This is a genomic window from Georgenia subflava, from assembly GCF_009193155.1.
In the GTDB taxonomy this organism is placed as follows: domain Bacteria; phylum Actinomycetota; class Actinomycetes; order Actinomycetales; family Actinomycetaceae; genus Georgenia; species Georgenia subflava.
Map to the genome: position 1 here is coordinate 1 of NZ_VUKD01000002.1, position 14,584 is coordinate 14,584.

Annotated in this window: 16 protein-coding genes and 1 riboswitch; of the genes, 12 read left to right on the forward strand and 4 right to left on the reverse strand. The window is 73.2% G+C overall.

Annotated features, from left to right (window positions below; translation table 11 throughout):
- Positions 1–317: 317 nt before the first annotated feature.
- The 5 genes from GD748_RS06510 (at position 318) to GD748_RS06530 (ending at position 5,284) form a co-directional block, all read left to right on the forward strand.
- Positions 318–581: a DUF4235 domain-containing protein gene (locus GD748_RS06510; protein WP_152194428.1), complete on the forward strand. Its 264-nt coding sequence runs from the start codon at positions 318–320 to the stop codon at positions 579–581.
- 20 nt (positions 582–601) lie between these two features.
- Positions 602–707, forward strand: a riboswitch (TPP riboswitch).
- Positions 708–774: 67 nt separating this feature from the next.
- Complete coding sequence (locus GD748_RS06515) at positions 775–1,893, forward strand: thiamine ABC transporter substrate-binding protein (RefSeq protein WP_152194429.1); 1,119 nt, start codon at positions 775–777, stop codon at positions 1,891–1,893.
- Complete coding sequence (locus GD748_RS06520) at positions 1,893–3,572, forward strand: ABC transporter permease (protein WP_152194430.1); 1,680 nt, start codon at positions 1,893–1,895, stop codon at positions 3,570–3,572. Before GD748_RS06515 ends, GD748_RS06520 begins: the two co-directional genes overlap by 1 nt.
- Positions 3,566–4,615, forward strand: coding sequence for an ABC transporter ATP-binding protein (locus tag GD748_RS06525; RefSeq protein WP_226920893.1), 1,050 nt, complete (start codon positions 3,566–3,568; stop codon positions 4,613–4,615). The genes GD748_RS06520 and GD748_RS06525 overlap by 7 nt, the downstream gene beginning before the upstream one ends.
- Positions 4,616–4,696: 81 nt before the next feature.
- A complete protein-coding gene (locus tag GD748_RS06530) occupies positions 4,697–5,284 on the forward strand; it encodes a GNAT family N-acetyltransferase (RefSeq protein ID WP_152194432.1) in 588 nt (195 codons plus the stop codon).
- A 60-nt stretch (positions 5,285–5,344) separates the two neighbouring features.
- Here the strand turns inward: GD748_RS06530 and GD748_RS06535 are convergent, their stop codons facing one another.
- Positions 5,345–7,030, reverse strand: a complete 1,686-nt coding sequence (locus GD748_RS06535; RefSeq protein ID WP_152194433.1) for a bifunctional 3'-5' exonuclease/DNA polymerase — start codon at positions 7,028–7,030, stop codon at positions 5,345–5,347.
- Between the two features lie 63 nt (positions 7,031–7,093).
- Entirely contained in the window at positions 7,094–7,399 is a 306-nt protein-coding gene (locus tag GD748_RS06540) for a putative quinol monooxygenase (protein WP_152194434.1), read from the reverse strand.
- Positions 7,400–7,625: 226 nt separating this feature from the next.
- Here GD748_RS06540 and GD748_RS06545 point away from each other — a divergent pair, with 226 nt between their 5' ends.
- Positions 7,626–8,333 carry a type III secretion system chaperone family protein gene (locus GD748_RS06545; RefSeq protein WP_152194435.1) on the forward strand — a complete coding sequence of 236 codons (708 nt, stop codon included), beginning with the start codon at positions 7,626–7,628 and terminating at the stop codon, positions 8,331–8,333.
- 47 nt (positions 8,334–8,380) lie between these two features.
- On the opposite strand, the gene GD748_RS06550 is transcribed toward GD748_RS06545, so the two are convergent.
- Complete coding sequence (locus GD748_RS06550) at positions 8,381–8,770, reverse strand: VOC family protein (RefSeq protein ID WP_152194436.1); 390 nt, start codon at positions 8,768–8,770, stop codon at positions 8,381–8,383.
- A gap of 292 nt (positions 8,771–9,062) precedes the next feature.
- Here GD748_RS06550 and GD748_RS06555 point away from each other — a divergent pair, with 292 nt between their 5' ends.
- From GD748_RS06555 to GD748_RS06565, 4 genes are all read left to right on the forward strand, one after another.
- Positions 9,063–9,389, forward strand: coding sequence for a GNAT family N-acetyltransferase (locus GD748_RS06555; RefSeq protein WP_152194437.1), 327 nt, complete (start codon positions 9,063–9,065; stop codon positions 9,387–9,389).
- Positions 9,386–9,841: a carboxymuconolactone decarboxylase family protein gene (locus tag GD748_RS06560; protein WP_226920896.1), complete on the forward strand. Its 456-nt coding sequence runs from the start codon at positions 9,386–9,388 to the stop codon at positions 9,839–9,841. Before GD748_RS06555 ends, GD748_RS06560 begins: the two co-directional genes overlap by 4 nt.
- 124 nt (positions 9,842–9,965) lie before the next feature.
- Positions 9,966–10,229: a hypothetical protein gene (locus GD748_RS19460; RefSeq protein WP_193312854.1), complete on the forward strand. Its 264-nt coding sequence runs from the start codon at positions 9,966–9,968 to the stop codon at positions 10,227–10,229.
- Positions 10,226–10,609, forward strand: a complete 384-nt coding sequence (locus GD748_RS06565) for a type II toxin-antitoxin system VapC family toxin (RefSeq protein WP_193312855.1) — start codon at positions 10,226–10,228, stop codon at positions 10,607–10,609. The genes GD748_RS19460 and GD748_RS06565 overlap by 4 nt, the downstream gene beginning before the upstream one ends.
- Positions 10,610–10,622: 13 nt before the next feature.
- On the opposite strand, the gene GD748_RS06570 is transcribed toward GD748_RS06565, so the two are convergent.
- Complete coding sequence (locus tag GD748_RS06570; RefSeq protein WP_152194439.1) at positions 10,623–12,065, reverse strand: lipase maturation factor family protein; 1,443 nt, start codon at positions 12,063–12,065, stop codon at positions 10,623–10,625.
- Positions 12,066–12,373: 308 nt separating this feature from the next.
- Here GD748_RS06570 and GD748_RS06575 point away from each other — a divergent pair, with 308 nt between their 5' ends.
- Positions 12,374–12,613 (forward strand): heavy-metal-associated domain-containing protein, encoded by a 240-nt coding sequence (locus GD748_RS06575; RefSeq protein WP_152194440.1) that lies wholly within the window; start codon positions 12,374–12,376, stop codon positions 12,611–12,613.
- Positions 12,614–12,628: 15 nt separating this feature from the next.
- On the forward strand, positions 12,629–14,554 hold the full coding sequence (locus GD748_RS06580) for a heavy metal translocating P-type ATPase (protein ID WP_152194441.1): 1,926 nt from the start codon (positions 12,629–12,631) through the stop codon (positions 14,552–14,554).
- Positions 14,555–14,584 lie beyond the last annotated feature (30 nt).

Genomic DNA, 14,584 nt, shown 5'->3' on the forward strand with positions numbered 1-14,584 from the left:
GAACTGCTGACTACTTGCGTACCCTTCCATCAGGGGCCTCCATCGTCGTTGAGAGTGAAGCCACCTCCAGGATCTACCTCTGGAGGGACTCCCGAGGAGCGGAGGCCCCGCTCCTTCATGCCATCACGTACTGGTCGCCGCGGTGGCCCGCGAGTGGTGCGCAACGTGTCGCTCGGCGGTGCCCAGGGGGAGGCGCGCTGGGGCTGCCATCAGCGGCGACGGCCCGGGGGGGGAGGGTGCGCCGGGCCACCTCGTCAGGCATGATCGGCACGGGCGCGCGTGCGGCGCGCAGGGACGACTGACGTGGAGGAGAGCTCATGGACATCGGCTGGAAGATCGTCAGCACGGGAGCCACGATCGGTGCGACGCTGCTCACCACCCGCATCGTGGCCGCGGGCTGGAAGGCCCTCACCGGTCACGAGCCGCCCACCGACGAGGACGACCCTGCCGTCGAGGTCTGGGAGGTCATCGCCTTCACCGTGGTCTCCGGGGCGGTCCTCGGCCTGGCCCGACACCTCGCCCTGCGCGGCGCGACCAAGTGGTACGGCGGACCGGTGGACAAGCGCATCAGCCAGGTCTGACGTCGCGGTGCTAGGGTCGACGTGAACGACAGGGGAGCGCCGAGGTGGCGCTGAGAGTGCGGACAGCCGCAGACCCTCGAACCTGCACCGGTTAGCACCGGCGAAGGAAGTCGGGAACGTCTCTCCCTGCGGCATGCACGGTGCCCCGGCGCAGCGCGGATGCCGCGGGCCCTCCTGCACTCGGGAGGAACCCATGACCAGCACGACCACGCACGACCACCGTCGGCCCACCGCGGGACGGCGCCCCAGGACCGTCCGCCTGGCCGCGACGGCCGCAGCCACGCTGCTCGCGCTCGCCGGCTGCAGCCTCACCGGGGGCGGCGACGACGAGCCGACCACCGCCGGGACGGCCGGCGGCGGCGAGCTGACGGTCGTCACCCACGACTCCTTCAACCTCGACCAGGAGCTGCTCGACGCCTTCGAGGCCGAGAGCGGCTACCAGCTCACCATGGTGGCCCCCGGCGACGGCGGGGCCCTGGTCAACCAGCTCGTCCTGACGGCGGACTCGCCGCTCGGCGACGTCGTCTACGGCATCGACAACTCCTTCGCCGCCCGCGCGATCGACGCGGGGGTGCTGACGCCCTACACCTCGCCGGAGCTGCCCGCCTCCGCCGAGCAGTACGCCGTGGACGACGCCGGGTCGCTCACCCCCGTCGACATGGGCGACGTGTGCCTGAACGTGGACCACCAGTGGTTCGCCGACGCCGGCATCCCCGAGCCCACGACGCTGGCCGACCTCACCGACGAGCGGTACAAGGACCTGCTCGTGGTGACGAACCCGGCGACGTCGTCGCCGGGTCTGTCCTTCCTCCTCGCCACGGTCGGTGCCTTCGGGCAGGACGGCTGGCAGCAGTACTGGCAGGACCTGGCCGCCAACGGCGTCAAGGTCGTCGAGGGCTGGTCGGACGCCTACTACGTGGACTTCTCCGGGTCCGAGGGTGCCGGCCCCCGACCGATCGTGCTGTCCTACGCGTCCTCGCCGGCCGCTGAGGTCCCCGAGGGGGCGAGCGAGCCACGCACCGGCGCGCTGCTCGAGACCTGCTTCCGCCAGGTCGAGTACGCGGGGATCATCGCCGGCGGCGGCAACGAGGCGGGAGCCCAGGCATTCATCGACTTCCTGCTCTCGGCCGAGGTGCAGGCGGACATCCCCGGCCAGATGTACATGTACCCGGTCGACGACGCCGTCGAGCTGCCCGAGGCCTGGGCGGCGCACGCGCCGCTCGCGGAGGACCCGCACGACGTGCCGGCCGAGGTGATTGACGCCAACCGTGAGGAGTGGATCGCCACCTGGACCGAGATCGTGATCGGCTGATGGCGCGGCGGCTGGGCTGGGCGTTCGCGGCAGGCGTGCCGCTGGCCTTCCTCGCCGTCTTCTTCGCCTGGCCGGTGCTCGCCCTCGTGGGTCGGGGGTTCGTCGTCGACGGCGCGCTGGACCTGGGCGGCTTCGCGGAGGTCTTCGCCCGCCCGCGCACCTGGCGGATCCTGGGGCTGACCCTGGCGCAGGCGGCGCTCGGCACGGCCTTCTCGGTGCTGCTCGGCGTGCCCGGCGCCTACGTGCTCTATCGGTGCCGGTTCCGTGGCCGCGGCGTCGTCCGTGCCCTGGTCACCGTCCCCTTCGTGCTGCCGACGGTCGTGGTCGGCGTCGCGTTCCGGGCCCTGCTCGCCGAGGGCGGGCTGCTGGGGTTCCTCGGCCTGGACGGGACGTTCACCGCCATCGTCCTCGCGCTGGTGTTCTTCAACTACGCGGTGGTGGTGCGCACGGTCGGCGGGATGTGGGCGCGGCTCGACCCGCGCGCCGAGCAGGCGGCCCGGGCGCTCGGTGCCTCGCCCGGTCGGGCGTTCGTCACCGTGACGCTGCCCGCCCTCACCCCGGCGATCGCCTCGGCCGCCTCGATCGTCTTCCTCTTCTGCGCCACGGCGTTCGGGGTGGTGCTCGTGCTCGGCGGGCTGCGCTTCGGCACGATCGAGACCGAGATCTGGGTCCAGACCACCCAGTTCCTCGACCTGCGGGCGGCCGCCGTCCTCTCGGTGGTCCAGCTGGTCGTCGTCGCGTCCGCACTGGCCGTGGCCGGTCGTGCCCGCCGGAGCCGGGAGCGGGCGCTGCAGCTGCGGACCGACGCCGACGCCGGTCGCCGCCTGAGCCTGGTGGTGCGCCGCGGCGGTGCCCCGCGCCCCGGCCCGGACCTGGCTCCCGCCGTCGTGACCGCCGCCGTCGTCGTCGGGCTCCTCGGCCTGCCGCTGGCCGGCCTGGTGGCACGGTCGCTGCGCACCCCCGACGGCGGGTGGGGGCTGACCAACTACGCCAACCTCGGGACCACCGGCGGGGACAACGCGCTGACGGTGACCGTGTGGGAGGCGACGGCGAACTCGCTCCGGGTGGCCGTCGACGCGACCGTCATCGCCGTCGTCGTCGGCACCCTCGTGGCGCTCGTGGTCTCGCGCCGCCCGCGCGCCCGCGCGGCCCGCCGGGCGGTGGGGCTGCTCGACGCGGTGTTCATGCTGCCGCTGGGCGTCTCGGCCGTCACGGTCGGCTTCGGCTTCCTCATCACCCTGAACCGTCCGCCGCTGGACCTGCGCTCGTCGTTGATCCTGGTGCCGATCGCCCAGGCGGTGGTCGCGATCCCGATGGTGGTGCGCACCGTGCTGCCGGTGCTGCGCGCGATCGACCCGCGGCTGCGCCAGGCGGCGGCCAGCCTCGGCGCCTCGCCGGGCCGGGTGCTCGCCACCGTCGACGGGCCGTTCCTCGTGCGCGGGCTCGGCCTGGCCATCGGCTTCGCCTTCGCGGTGTCCCTGGGGGAGTTCGGGGCGACGTCGTTCCTCTCGAGGCCCGACCGGCCCACCCTGCCGGTGGTGATCTTCCGGCTCATCGGCCGCCCGGGCGCGGAGAACTACGGCATGGCGATGGCCGCCGCGGTGCTGCTGGCGGCCCTGACCGCCACGGTGATGGGCGTGGCCGAGCGGCTGCGCACGAAGGAGGCCTCGGAGTGGTGACCGGACTGAGCGTGCGCGACCTCGTGGTCCGCTACGAGGGACCCGGGCGGGGGTGGACGACGGCGGTCGACCGGGTCGACCTCGACGTCGCCGACGGCGAGGTGCTCGCGCTGCTGGGGCCCTCCGGCTCGGGGAAGTCCTCGCTGCTGCGCGCGGTCGCGGGGCTCGAGCCGCCCGCCGCCGGCAGCGTCACCTGGTCGGGTCGGGACGTCACGTCGGTGCCCGTGCACCGCCGCGGGTTCGGGCTGATGTTCCAGGACGGCCAGCTCTTCCCGCACCGGTCGGTCGCCGGCAACGTGGCCTACGGGCTGGTGATGGCGGAGGTGCCGCGGGCCGAGCGTGGCCGCCGGGTGGAGCTGCTGCTCGAGACGGTCGGCCTGGCGGGCTACGGGTCCCGCGCGGTGAGCACCCTCTCCGGCGGGCAGGCGCAGCGCGTCGCGCTCGCCCGGGCGCTCGCGCCGGCCCCGCAGCTGCTGCTGCTGGACGAGCCGCTCTCCGCGCTGGACCGGGGGCTGCGCGAGCACCTCACCGGCGAGCTGCACGACGTCCTGCGCTCCACCGGCACCACCGCCCTGTACGTCACCCACGACCACGACGAGGCATTCACGGTCGCGGACCGGGTCGCCGTCATGGTGGACGGGCGCCTCGCGCAGGTTGACTCCCCGGGCCGGCTCTGGCACGCGCCGGTCAGCCGGGAGGTGGCAGCGTTCCTCGGCTACGGGCCGTTCCTCGCCGCCGAGGTCCGCGGCGACGCGGCACACACCCTCCTGGGTCCGGTACCGGTGCGTGAGCCGATCGCCGGCCCGGTGGTCGTGGGGGTCGGGCCGTCCGCCCTGCAGGTCGTGACCGGCGAGGGCTGGACCGGTGGCGACGACCTCGACGTGCCCGTGGTCGCCACCCGGTTCGTGCGCGGCCGCACCGAGGTCGACGTCACGCTGCCCGACGGGAGCGCCGCCACCGCCGTCGCCCCAGGGGCCACCGCCGTCGCGGATCGTGCCCAGGTCCGCCTGGACCCGGACGCCGCCGTCGTCGTCCCGGCGTGACCGCTCCCGCCCGAGACGCCGGTCTCGACGTGATCTCACCGCGCTGACACGACGTCCAGCGTCCGTGACACGATCGCGAACATGCCGCGCACACCCGACTTCGCGACCAAGCCCACGCTCGTCGGCGAACGGGTGACGCTCCGCCCCTTCCGTGACGAGGACGTTCCCGTCATGGCCGAGGTGCTCGCCGATCCCGAGGTGCTGCGGCTGACCGGCAGCGTGCACAGCACCGCCGAGGCCGACGCCGGAGCCCCGGACGACCCCGACGTGCTCCGGCGGTGGTACACGACCCGCAACGACCAGGATGACCGCCTCGACCTCGTCGTCGTCGACAACGCTGCGCAACGGTGCGTGGGGGAGGTCGTCCTCAACGAGTGGGACAGGGAGAGCGCCAGCTGCAACTTCCGCATCCTCATCGGCCCGGCCGGACGCGACCGGGGTCTCGGGACGGAGGCGACCCGGCTGACGCTGCGCCACGCGTTCGGCGCGCTCGGCCTGCACCGGGTGTCACTGACCGTCTTCGCGTTCAACCCGCGGGCACGACGTGCCTACGAGAAGGCCGGCTTCGTCGTCGAGGGGGTGGCCCGCGAGGCGTTCCGCTCCGACGACCGGTGGATCGACGACATCCACATGGCCGCACTCGCCCACGAGTGGCTGCCCGACGGATAGCTGGGCCACCGAGTCGCTCGACGGGTTCCCCACACCTCGTCGGCCGGCGGCACACGCCCGTCACTCTGCCTGGGCGTAGTTGTCCACGACGGCGACGTCGAGCGGGAAGTCGACCGGTGAGCCGCCGAAGAGCAGCTCGCCGGCGCGGGCCGCGGCCGCGCGCACCGCCTCCGCCGCCTGGTCGGCCACGTGCTCGGGACTGTGCACGATGACCTCGTCGTGCAGGAAGAAGACCAGGTGCGGCACGCCGGTCCGGGCGTCGCCGGTCGACGCGTCGCCGTCGCCCAGAGTGCGCAGCCGCAGCCGGAGGTCCGCCATCCAGCACAGCGCCCACTCCGCCGCGGTGCCCTGGACCACGAAGTTGCGCGTGAAGCGGCCCCAGTCGCGCGCCTGCTGGCGTGCCCGGCGCACGTCCGTCTCGGTCGCGTCGACCTCGCTGGCCCGGCGCTGGGCGGCGTGCCACGTCTCCGACGGCGCAGGGGACGTGCGCCCCAGCCAGGTGCTCACGACACCGCCGCGCTCACCCGTGCGGGCCGCCTGCTCGACCGTGCCGGTGGCACGCGGGTAGGCCCGCAGCAGCCGGGGCATGAGCTGCCCGGCCTCACCGGTCGTCGAGCCGTACAGGGCGCCGAGCATCGCGATCTTGGCGTGTGCGCGGGTGTCGACGATGCCCTGGTCCACCAGGCCCTGGTACAGGTCGGTGCCCCGGCCGGCCCGGGCCATCTGCTCGTCGCCGGACATGGCGGCGAGCACGCGTGGCTCGAGCTGGGCGACGTCGGCCACCACGAGCTTCCACCCGGGGTCGGCGGCCACGGCGGCCCGGATCTGCTTGGGCAGCTGGAGCGCCCCGCCCCCGCTCGTCGCCCACCGGCCCGTGACGACGCCGCCGGGCACGTAGTCGGGCCGGAACCGGGCCCGGGAGCCGTCGCCGGGCGGGCGCACCCAGGCATCCATCCAGGCCCAGCCGTTCGCGCTCAGCAGGCGCGCGAGCTTCTTGTACTCGAGCAGCGGGGCGATCGCCGGGTGGTCCACCTCGGCCAGCTCCCACTTCCGGGTGGTGCGGACCTCGATCCCGGCGGAGTGCAGGGCGCGCAGGAGCTCCACCGGTGAGTCGGGGTTCAGGCCGGGCGCCCCGAGATGGCGGCGGATCCGCCCGGCGAGCTCCTCGAGGACGACCGGCCGGGCGCCGGGACGGGGCTGGGGTCCGAGGAGCTCGGTCAGGAGGCGGTCGTGGACGGCGCGGTCCCACGGCAGTCCGTCGTGCGCCATCTCTGCCGCGACGAGCGCCCCGACCGACTCGGCCGCGAGGAGCAGGCGCAGGCGGCCGGGCGCGGCCGAGAGCGACACAGCCTCGAGCTGACGGGCGTGCTCGGCGTGCACCTCCGCCGGGTCGAGCGCGGGGCCGATGTCGTCCAGCAGCGTCGGCTCGCCCGTCGGGTCGGACGCCAGGTCCCACGGGCCCGGGTCGGCGGTCGCGAGGGGGGAGTCCGCCGTCGCCCGGGCGCGGCGCAGGATCACGTGGCACAGCCGCAGGTCGTGGCAACGCTCGACCCGGACGCCGCCTCGCAGGAGCCGCGGGTAGACGGCGGAGGTGTCTGCCCACACCCAGCGCGGCCGGTGGTCCCGCTCGAGTGCACGCACCGTGGCCGGGAGGTCGTCGTCGGTGACGGTCGAGGTGGTGACGCCGTCGGGCCCCGAGACGCTCAGCTGCACGCCACCGCGGGCGGCGGCCAGGACGACCTTCACCGCCGCATCGTAGTTCGGAGCGGGGACACCGCCGATGCTGCCGGGGTCACGCCCGAGTGATCGTTATGCGGGCAGGCCCTTGCCGCCGACGATGTCGACCTCGGTCGAGCCGGACATCCCGGCGATGAGCGGCATCGCCCGGGTGATGACCTCGCGGACCTCGGGAGGCTCCAGCGAGGCGTCGTGCGCGGCCTTGTCGGTCCACGCCTCCCAGACCCAGATGTCGTCCGGCTCGGCGGACGTGGCCACCACGTAGTGCAGGCAGCCCGGGTCCGCCTCGAGGGCCGCTGCCGCTCCGGTCAGGATCTCGACGAGCTCGTCGCGTCGGCCGGGCTGGGCGGTGAGCTTCCCGAAGAGTCCGTAGGTCACGGTGCCCACGCTAGGGCCCGGGGCCGACACGATCACGGTACGGTCGTCCCGCCACGCCGGGCGGACCTGCCATGCGGAGTCGTTCCGCGCGGCCGGCCGTCGGGGTCGTCACCCGCGGGCCGTGGTGGGTCGGCCGCTGCGCGGCGGCCCGGCAAGGTGGGCGCGCCTGCGCGGGCCGACTGTGAGGGGTGTGCGCCGCAGCGACCGGCGCCGGGAAGGGAGCGACGTGGGTTTCGATGTGCAGGCGCTGATGCCAGTGCTGTTCTTCCTCCTGGTGGCGGGCGTGATCGGCGCGATGGTCCTCTCGGTCGTCGCCACCCGCAAGCGCCGGCGTCTGCTGCAGGAGTGGGCGGCCCGGCACGGCTGGAACTACGCCGACCGGGACACCGGGCTGACGAGAGGACTCTCGGGCGGACCCTTCGGGCGGGGACACTCCCGCAACGCGAACGAGATCGTCTCCGGCGGCTACTCCGGGCAGCACGCCGCCTCCTTCCGCTACACCTACAAGGTCACCACCGGGAGCGGGAAGAACCGGCGGACCTCTACCTACCACCACCACGTCGTCTCGATCGTCCTGCCGGTGCCGCTGCCCACGATGGAGCTGCGGCCCGAGAACCTCGGCCGGCGCATCTTCAATTGGGGGGACGTCGACTTCGAGCACGCCGCCTTCAACGACGCCTGGCACGTGACCGGTGAGCACCCGAAGACGCTGTCGGACGTGATCCATCCCCGCACGATGGAACGGCTCATGCACCCGGACCTGCAGGGGAAGAACCTGCTGATCGAGGACGGGCGCATCTTCTGGTGGCGCAGCGGGAGCACGGACCTCGACGCCATCGACGCGGCTCTGCGCACCCTGACCGAGCTCGTCGCGCTGGTCCCCGGCTTCGTCTGGGACGACGCGCGCGCCCGCCACCGGCCGCTGCCGGGCTAGCGGACGGCTGACCGGGCCCGCCCGAACGAGCCCAGGGCCGTCCCGAGCTAGCCTCGGGAGCCCGTCTCTGCCGCGACGTCCTGCACGGAGCGGGACAGCACGCAGAACTCGTTGCCCTCCGGGTCGGCGAGGACCACCCAGCTCACGTCCGGGCCCTGACCGACGTCGGCACGCGTCGCTCCGAGACCGAGCAGCCGCTCGACCTCCGCGGCCTGGGTCGAGCCGTCGGCACGCAGGTCCAGGTGCAGCCGGTTCTTCACCGTCTTCGCCTCGGGGACGGGGACGACGTCGATGCCGAGGCCACCACCGGTCGGGGCGATGCTCACCACGCCCTCGTCCTCCTCGACCACCGCCCAGCCGAGCGCCGCCGCCCAGAAGTCGGCGACGCGGTGGACGTCGTGAGCATCGATGGCCAGGGCGGCGATGACTGAGGTCATGCTCTCGATCCTGCCCCTGTCGGCCGGCGCGGGCCAGGACATTCCGGCGATCACGGACGTGGTCGAGCGCCGCGTCCGAACCGATCCCTGGTGCGGCCCCCATGACCCAATGACGAAGCCACCGGCGTGGCGCGGAGCAGCCGTGCGGTGGAGAGCGGCCATGCGGTGGGGAGCGGCCATGCCGGGGAGCAGCCGTGCGGCGGGGAGCAGCCGTGCGGCGGGGAGCAGCCATGCCGGCGCCGGCGTGGACGCCGTCCGGAATGGTCCGGTCGCCGTCGGTGTTCGACCGGACATGGAGACCACAGTTCGCCAGGGCACGGGCCGGTACGAGATCGCCGCCGACGGAAAGGTCGTGGGCGTCGCCCTCTACCTCGACGACGGCGGCCGGCGCATCTTCTTCCACACCGAGGTCGCCGACGCCTACGAGGGCCAGGGACTCGCCGGAAAGCTCGTGCGCCAGGCGCTGGAGGAGACCCGCACCCAGGGCCTGCGGGTGGTGCCCGTGTGCCCCTACGTCAAGGGCTACGTCGAGCGGCACCACGAGTACGACGACATCGTCGACCCGGTCACGGACGAGGCCGTCCAGCTCGTCCGTGAGCACCAGGCGGCCGCACGGTGACCGCGCACGTCCCGATCGACACCACGCACCGCGGCGCCAGCAAGGCCCTCGCCGGACTGGTCGCGCAGGTGCGCATGGCGGCGGAACGGCAGGGAGTCTCCCGCCGCCTCATGGAGCTGGTCAACGTCCGCGCCTCCCAGCTCAACGGCTGCGCCCGGTGCCTCGACGAGCACATCCCCAGGGCGCTCGAGGCCGGTGAGACCATCCAGCGCATCGGCGTCCTGCCCGCCTGGCGGGAGACCCGGCTCTTCGACGAGGTCGAGCGCGCCGCGCTGGAGATCACCGAGTCGGTCACCCAGGACTCCGGCCATCTGGCCGACGACGACCGTCGACGCCTGCGCGAGGTGCTCGGGGACGAGCGGTTCTCCCTCGTCGCCTGGATCGCCATCACCATCAACTCCTACAACCGGGTCTCGATCCTCAGCGGCCACCAGCCACGCCACCGCGACTGACCGCCGGATCCTTCCGCCAGGCTCACGGGTCGTCCAGCTCTTCCAGCTCCGTACCCACGACGCTGGCGTGCTCCGCACCCGTAGACTCGGTGTGTCACCGAATACCTCGGTGATACACTTCGGTATGCCTACCACCCGGCGGCGCCATCAGATCACCGAGACCTCCGCCGTGGAGCGCGCCATCGAGACCGCGTTGCGACGCTGGCCCGGCGAGTCCCGCTCGAGAGCACTGCTCAGGCTGATCGAGATCGGTTCCGCACATCTCGACCGGGAGCTGCAGGTCGAGCAGACCGGGCGCAAGGAAGCTCTCAAGGCCATCGCCGAGGAGTACGACGGGCTCGTATCGCGCGAACAGCTCGCCGAGCTGAGGCAGGACTGGCCCGCGTGATCGTCCTTGATGCAAGCGTGATCATCGCGGCGCTCAACCCACGCGAGGCCCGGCACGCCGACGCGGTGGAAGTCCTGGCGGACCCACGTCACGCTCCGTTCCTCATGCACACCATCAACCTCGCCGAGGTGCTCGTCGGTGCTGCTCGGGCGGGCCGGGCCGCTGAGCTGGCGGCGGACCTCGCCGGTCTCGGCATCGTTGCCGCCGAGCCGGGAGAGGGTGAGGCGCTGGCCCTGGCGACCCTTCGCGTGCAGACGAGACTGAAGATGCCGGACTGTTGCGCCCTCGAGGTTGCGGCGAGACATCGGGCGCCACTCGCGACCCTCGATGGCTCGCTTCGCGACGCTGCCCGTAGCCGGGGCCTCACGACGCTCCCCTGAGACCCGCCGCCGGTCAGCGGAACCCGCGCATCGACGCCAGGTCCTGCGGTGCCACGAGGATGCCGTCCTCACGGCGCACCCAGCACTGGCGGGTCCGCCGCAGCTCCTCCACGGTCGTGTACCGGTAGCGGAACACCCGCGCACGGACGTAGCGCGGCCGTGCGCCGTCGAACGGGTCCCGGTGCAGGAGCCGGAGCGTGGCCGGGTCCGCCTCGAGCAGCCGCAGCAGGAACGCCGTGAACCAGCCGTGCTGGGACGGTGAGCCGAGCGCCAGGAACCACATCCCCCAGTCCAGTCGGAGGTGGTACGGCGCGAACTGGCGCGGCCACCGACCGGTCGGGCCGGGCTTGCCCCGGAACTCGTACTCGCGCCAGTCGGTGGTGAACGGGTCGTCGTCGTCGGTGCCCTCCACCACCACCTCGGACCGCCGCCGGGTGATCGACCCGAACGCCCCGTACGCGCCGACGAGGTGCCAACGGTTGAACGAGGCGTTCATCGCCTGGTGCTTCGACAGGAGGTTCTTCGCCGGCCACCAGCTCAGCACCAGCACCAGCGCGGTCACCGCCAGCACCACGACGACGAACCACACGGGCGTGGGTCCGTGCGCGGCGGGGCTCGCCGTCGCCGGCACGAGCGTGGCCAGCGCCTCGTCCCCGACGGCGGAGAACGCGAGCAGCATTGTCAGCCAGTTCAGCCAGGCGAAGTTCCCCGAGAGCACGAGCCACAGCTGGGTCACGACGACGATCGCGGCGGCGACGGAGGCGACCGGCTGCGGGGCGAAGAGCAGGAACGGGACGATCAGCTGGGTCACGTGGTTCGCGGCCACCTCGACCTTGTGCAGCGGCCGGGGCAGGTGGTGGAAGAACCAGCTCAGCGGTCCCGGCATCGGCTGCGTCTCGTGGTGGTAGTACAGAGCCGTCAGGTCGCGCCAGACGACGTCGCCGCGCATCTTGATCATCCCGGCGCCGAACTCCACCCGGAACACCAGCCACCGGAACATGACGATCACCGTGATCGGCGTCGCCACCTGGTCCGAGCCGAGGAACGCGGCGAGGAAGCCGGCCTCGAGGAGCAGCGACTCCCACCCGAAGCCGTAGAACACCTGGCCCACGTTGACGATCGACAGGTAGATCCCGTACATCGCCAGGAACACCAGCATCGGGACCCACGGCGGACCGGACTGCGGGAGCCCCACGACCACGCTGACCGCCAGCACCGCACCCACCCAGCCGGCGACGAGCAGCAGGCGGTCGGAGTACCACCGGCGGAACAGGGTCGGTCCGGCCCGGGCGCCGACCCGGTCGACGAAGCGCGGCACCGGCAGGAGCCCGTGCTCGCCCAGCAGCGGCCGGAACTGACGCAGCACCGCCACGAAGGCCACCAGGTAGACCGCAGCGATCCCGCGCTGCAGGACGAACCGGGCGGCGTCGTAGGTCTCCGCCCCGAACCAGTCCATGGCCGCGCCTCCTCCCGAGCCCACCAGCCATTGCACACCCGGGTGCAGGGCCACGCAGCGCAAGAGCTGGCGCACGGCCACGCAGCACAAGAGCGGGCATGTCCACCTACGACCACGCAGCACGAGAGCGGGCAGGTCCGCGCACCGCCAGGAGCGCAGGTCCACGCACCGCAGGAGCGGGGCACATCGCTACGTCGGGGCCGGATCTGCCGTTGATTGACGCGCGTCATGGTTCGCGGAGCCAGCCGTCCATAACGTCGGTGTCAGAGCCCCGGAGCAGCCGGGGCGGTCCCGAGAGGATGATCACGATGAGCGCCACCGCTCCCACCACCACCCGCACCGTGCTGCGCGCCGAGGGCTTCTCCTGCCCGTCCTGCGTGGCGAAGATCGAGAAGCAGGTCAACCGCCTCGACGGCGTCTCGGCCGTCAAGGTCCACTTCGCCTCCTCGCGCATCGAGGTCGACCACGACCCGGCCAGGGTCGGCGCCGACGACCTCGTGGCCGCCGTCGGCAGGGCCGGCTACGTCGCCCGGCCGTCGGCGTTCTGAGCTCGGAGCGCAGCCATGAACACGCTCCGGCAGTGGTGGCGCGGCAGGTGGACGGTCCCGGTCGTCTCCGGCCTCCTGATCCTCGCCTCGATCGTCATCGCCCGGGCCTTCGGCTCGGACGCCGTCTCCGACGCCGCCATGGTCGCCGCCGCGGTGGTGGCCGGCGCCGGGATCGTCGTCAAGGCGGTCCGGGCCCTGACGGCCAAGGTCGTCGGCATCGACCTGCTGGTCTCCGTGGCCGCCGTCGGTGCCGTCATCATCGGCGAGTACTGGGAGGCCGCAGCGGTCACCTTCCTCTTCGCCGTCGGGCACGCCCTCGAGGCGGCCACGCTCAGCAGGACCCGCTCGGCACTTGCCGAGCTCGTCGCCGTCGCCCCCGACGTCGCCGTGGTCCTGCGCGACGGCGAGCAGGTCGAGGTCCCGGCCGGCGCCGTCGTCGTGGGCGAGACGGTCCTCGTCAAGAACGGCGCGAAGGTGCCGGTCGACGGTGAGGTCGTCGGCGGCACCGGCGCGCTGGACGAGGCCTCCATCACCGGTGAGTCCATCCCGGTGGAGAAGGTGAGCGGCGACAGGGTGTTCGCCGGCACCGTCTCGCGCGGCGGATTCCTGCAGGTCCGCGCCACCGGCATCGGCGCCGACACGACCCTGGCCCGGATCATCCACCGCGTGGAGGAGGCCCAGGACGCCAAGGCCAGGACCCAGGCGTTCATGGACCGCTTCTCCGCCTGGTACACCCCGGCCATCATCGTGCTGGCCCTCGTGGTCGGGCTGCTGACCGGCGACGTCGTGCTCGCCCTGACCCTGCTGGTGATCGGCTGCCCCGGGGCGCTGGTCATCTCCATCCCGGTCTCGGTCGTCGCCGGCATCGGCCGCGCCGCCAAGGACGGCATCCTCATCAAGGGCGGTGAGTTCCTCGAGACCTCCGCGAGGATCACCGCCGTCGCGGTGGACAAGACCGGCACCCTGACCAAGGGCACGCCCAGGCTCACCGACGTCGTCGTGCTCGATCCCGCGGCCGACCGGGTGACCGTCCTCACCTGGGCCGCGCGCGCCGAGGCCGGCTCCGAGCATCCCCTCGCCCGCCCGATCCTCGACGGCGCAGCCGCCGAGGGCCTGGCCACCCCAGGCCTGCCCGAGCACACCGAGCCGGTCCCCGGCATGGGCATCACCGCCACCTCCGACGGGCGGCGCGTCCTCGTGGGCAACGCTGCCCTGCTCGCCCAGCACGGCCTCGACGACGGCGGAGCCGCGGCGGTCGCCGAGGAGCTCGCCGCCGCCGGGCGCACCCCGATGATCGTGGTGGTCGACGACGCCGTGCTCGGCGTGGTCGCGGTCGCCGACGAGGTCCGCGCGGACGCCGCCGACATGGTGGACCGCCTGCACGCCGCCGGTGTCAAGAAGGTGGTCATGCTCACCGGCGACGTCCCGCTCGTGGCCCACGCCGTCGGTGCGGTTACCGGGGTGGACGACGTCCGGGCCGGTCTCCTCCCGGAGGACAAGCTCGACGCCGTCCGCGAGCTGCAGCAGCAGGGGTACGTCGTGGCCATGGTCGGCGACGGCGTCAACGACGCCCCGGCGCTCGCGACCGCCGACGTCGGCGTGGCGATGGGGGCGGCCGGCTCCGCCGTCGCCGTCGAGACCGCGGACATCGCCCTGATGGGTGACGACCTCCGCAAGCTGCCCGAGGCGATCTCGCTGGCGAGGCGCACGGTGAGCACCATGCGGCAGAACATCGCCGTCGCACTGGTCACCGTGACCCTGCTGCTCGCCGGCGTCCTCCTCGGCGGCGTCACGATGTCGGTCGGGATGCTCGTCCACGAGGCGTCGGTGCTGCTGGTGATCCTCAACGCCATGCGGCTGCTGCGACGTCGGCCGGAGCACGCCGCCGCCCGGGTGGCCGCGGCAACCGTCCCCGCACCGCGCGTCCCCCAGGAGGCCTGAGCCCCGGCGGTCCCACGGACCCGACGCCGC

Bases quoted from the DNA above. Each gene is read 5' to 3' on its own strand.
- GD748_RS06510 (WP_152194428.1), top strand. From the start codon at position 318: ATGGACATCGGCTGGAAGATCGTCAGCACGGGAGCCACGATCGGTGCG.
- GD748_RS06515 (WP_152194429.1), top strand. From the start codon at position 775: ATGACCAGCACGACCACGCACGACCACCGTCGGCCCACCGCGGGACGG.
- GD748_RS06520 (WP_152194430.1), top strand. From the start codon at position 1,893: ATGGCGCGGCGGCTGGGCTGGGCGTTCGCGGCAGGCGTGCCGCTGGCC.
- GD748_RS06530 (WP_152194432.1), top strand. From the start codon at position 4,697: ATGCCGCGCACACCCGACTTCGCGACCAAGCCCACGCTCGTCGGCGAA.
- GD748_RS06550 (WP_152194436.1), bottom strand. From the start codon at position 8,770: ATGACCTCAGTCATCGCCGCCCTGGCCATCGATGCTCACGACGTCCAC.
- GD748_RS06555 (WP_152194437.1), top strand. From the start codon at position 9,063: ATGGAGACCACAGTTCGCCAGGGCACGGGCCGGTACGAGATCGCCGCC.
- GD748_RS19460 (WP_193312854.1), top strand. From the start codon at position 9,966: ATGCCTACCACCCGGCGGCGCCATCAGATCACCGAGACCTCCGCCGTG.
- GD748_RS06570 (WP_152194439.1), bottom strand. From the start codon at position 12,065: ATGGACTGGTTCGGGGCGGAGACCTACGACGCCGCCCGGTTCGTCCTG.
- GD748_RS06575 (WP_152194440.1), top strand. From the start codon at position 12,374: ATGAGCGCCACCGCTCCCACCACCACCCGCACCGTGCTGCGCGCCGAG.
- GD748_RS06580 (WP_152194441.1), top strand. From the start codon at position 12,629: ATGAACACGCTCCGGCAGTGGTGGCGCGGCAGGTGGACGGTCCCGGTC.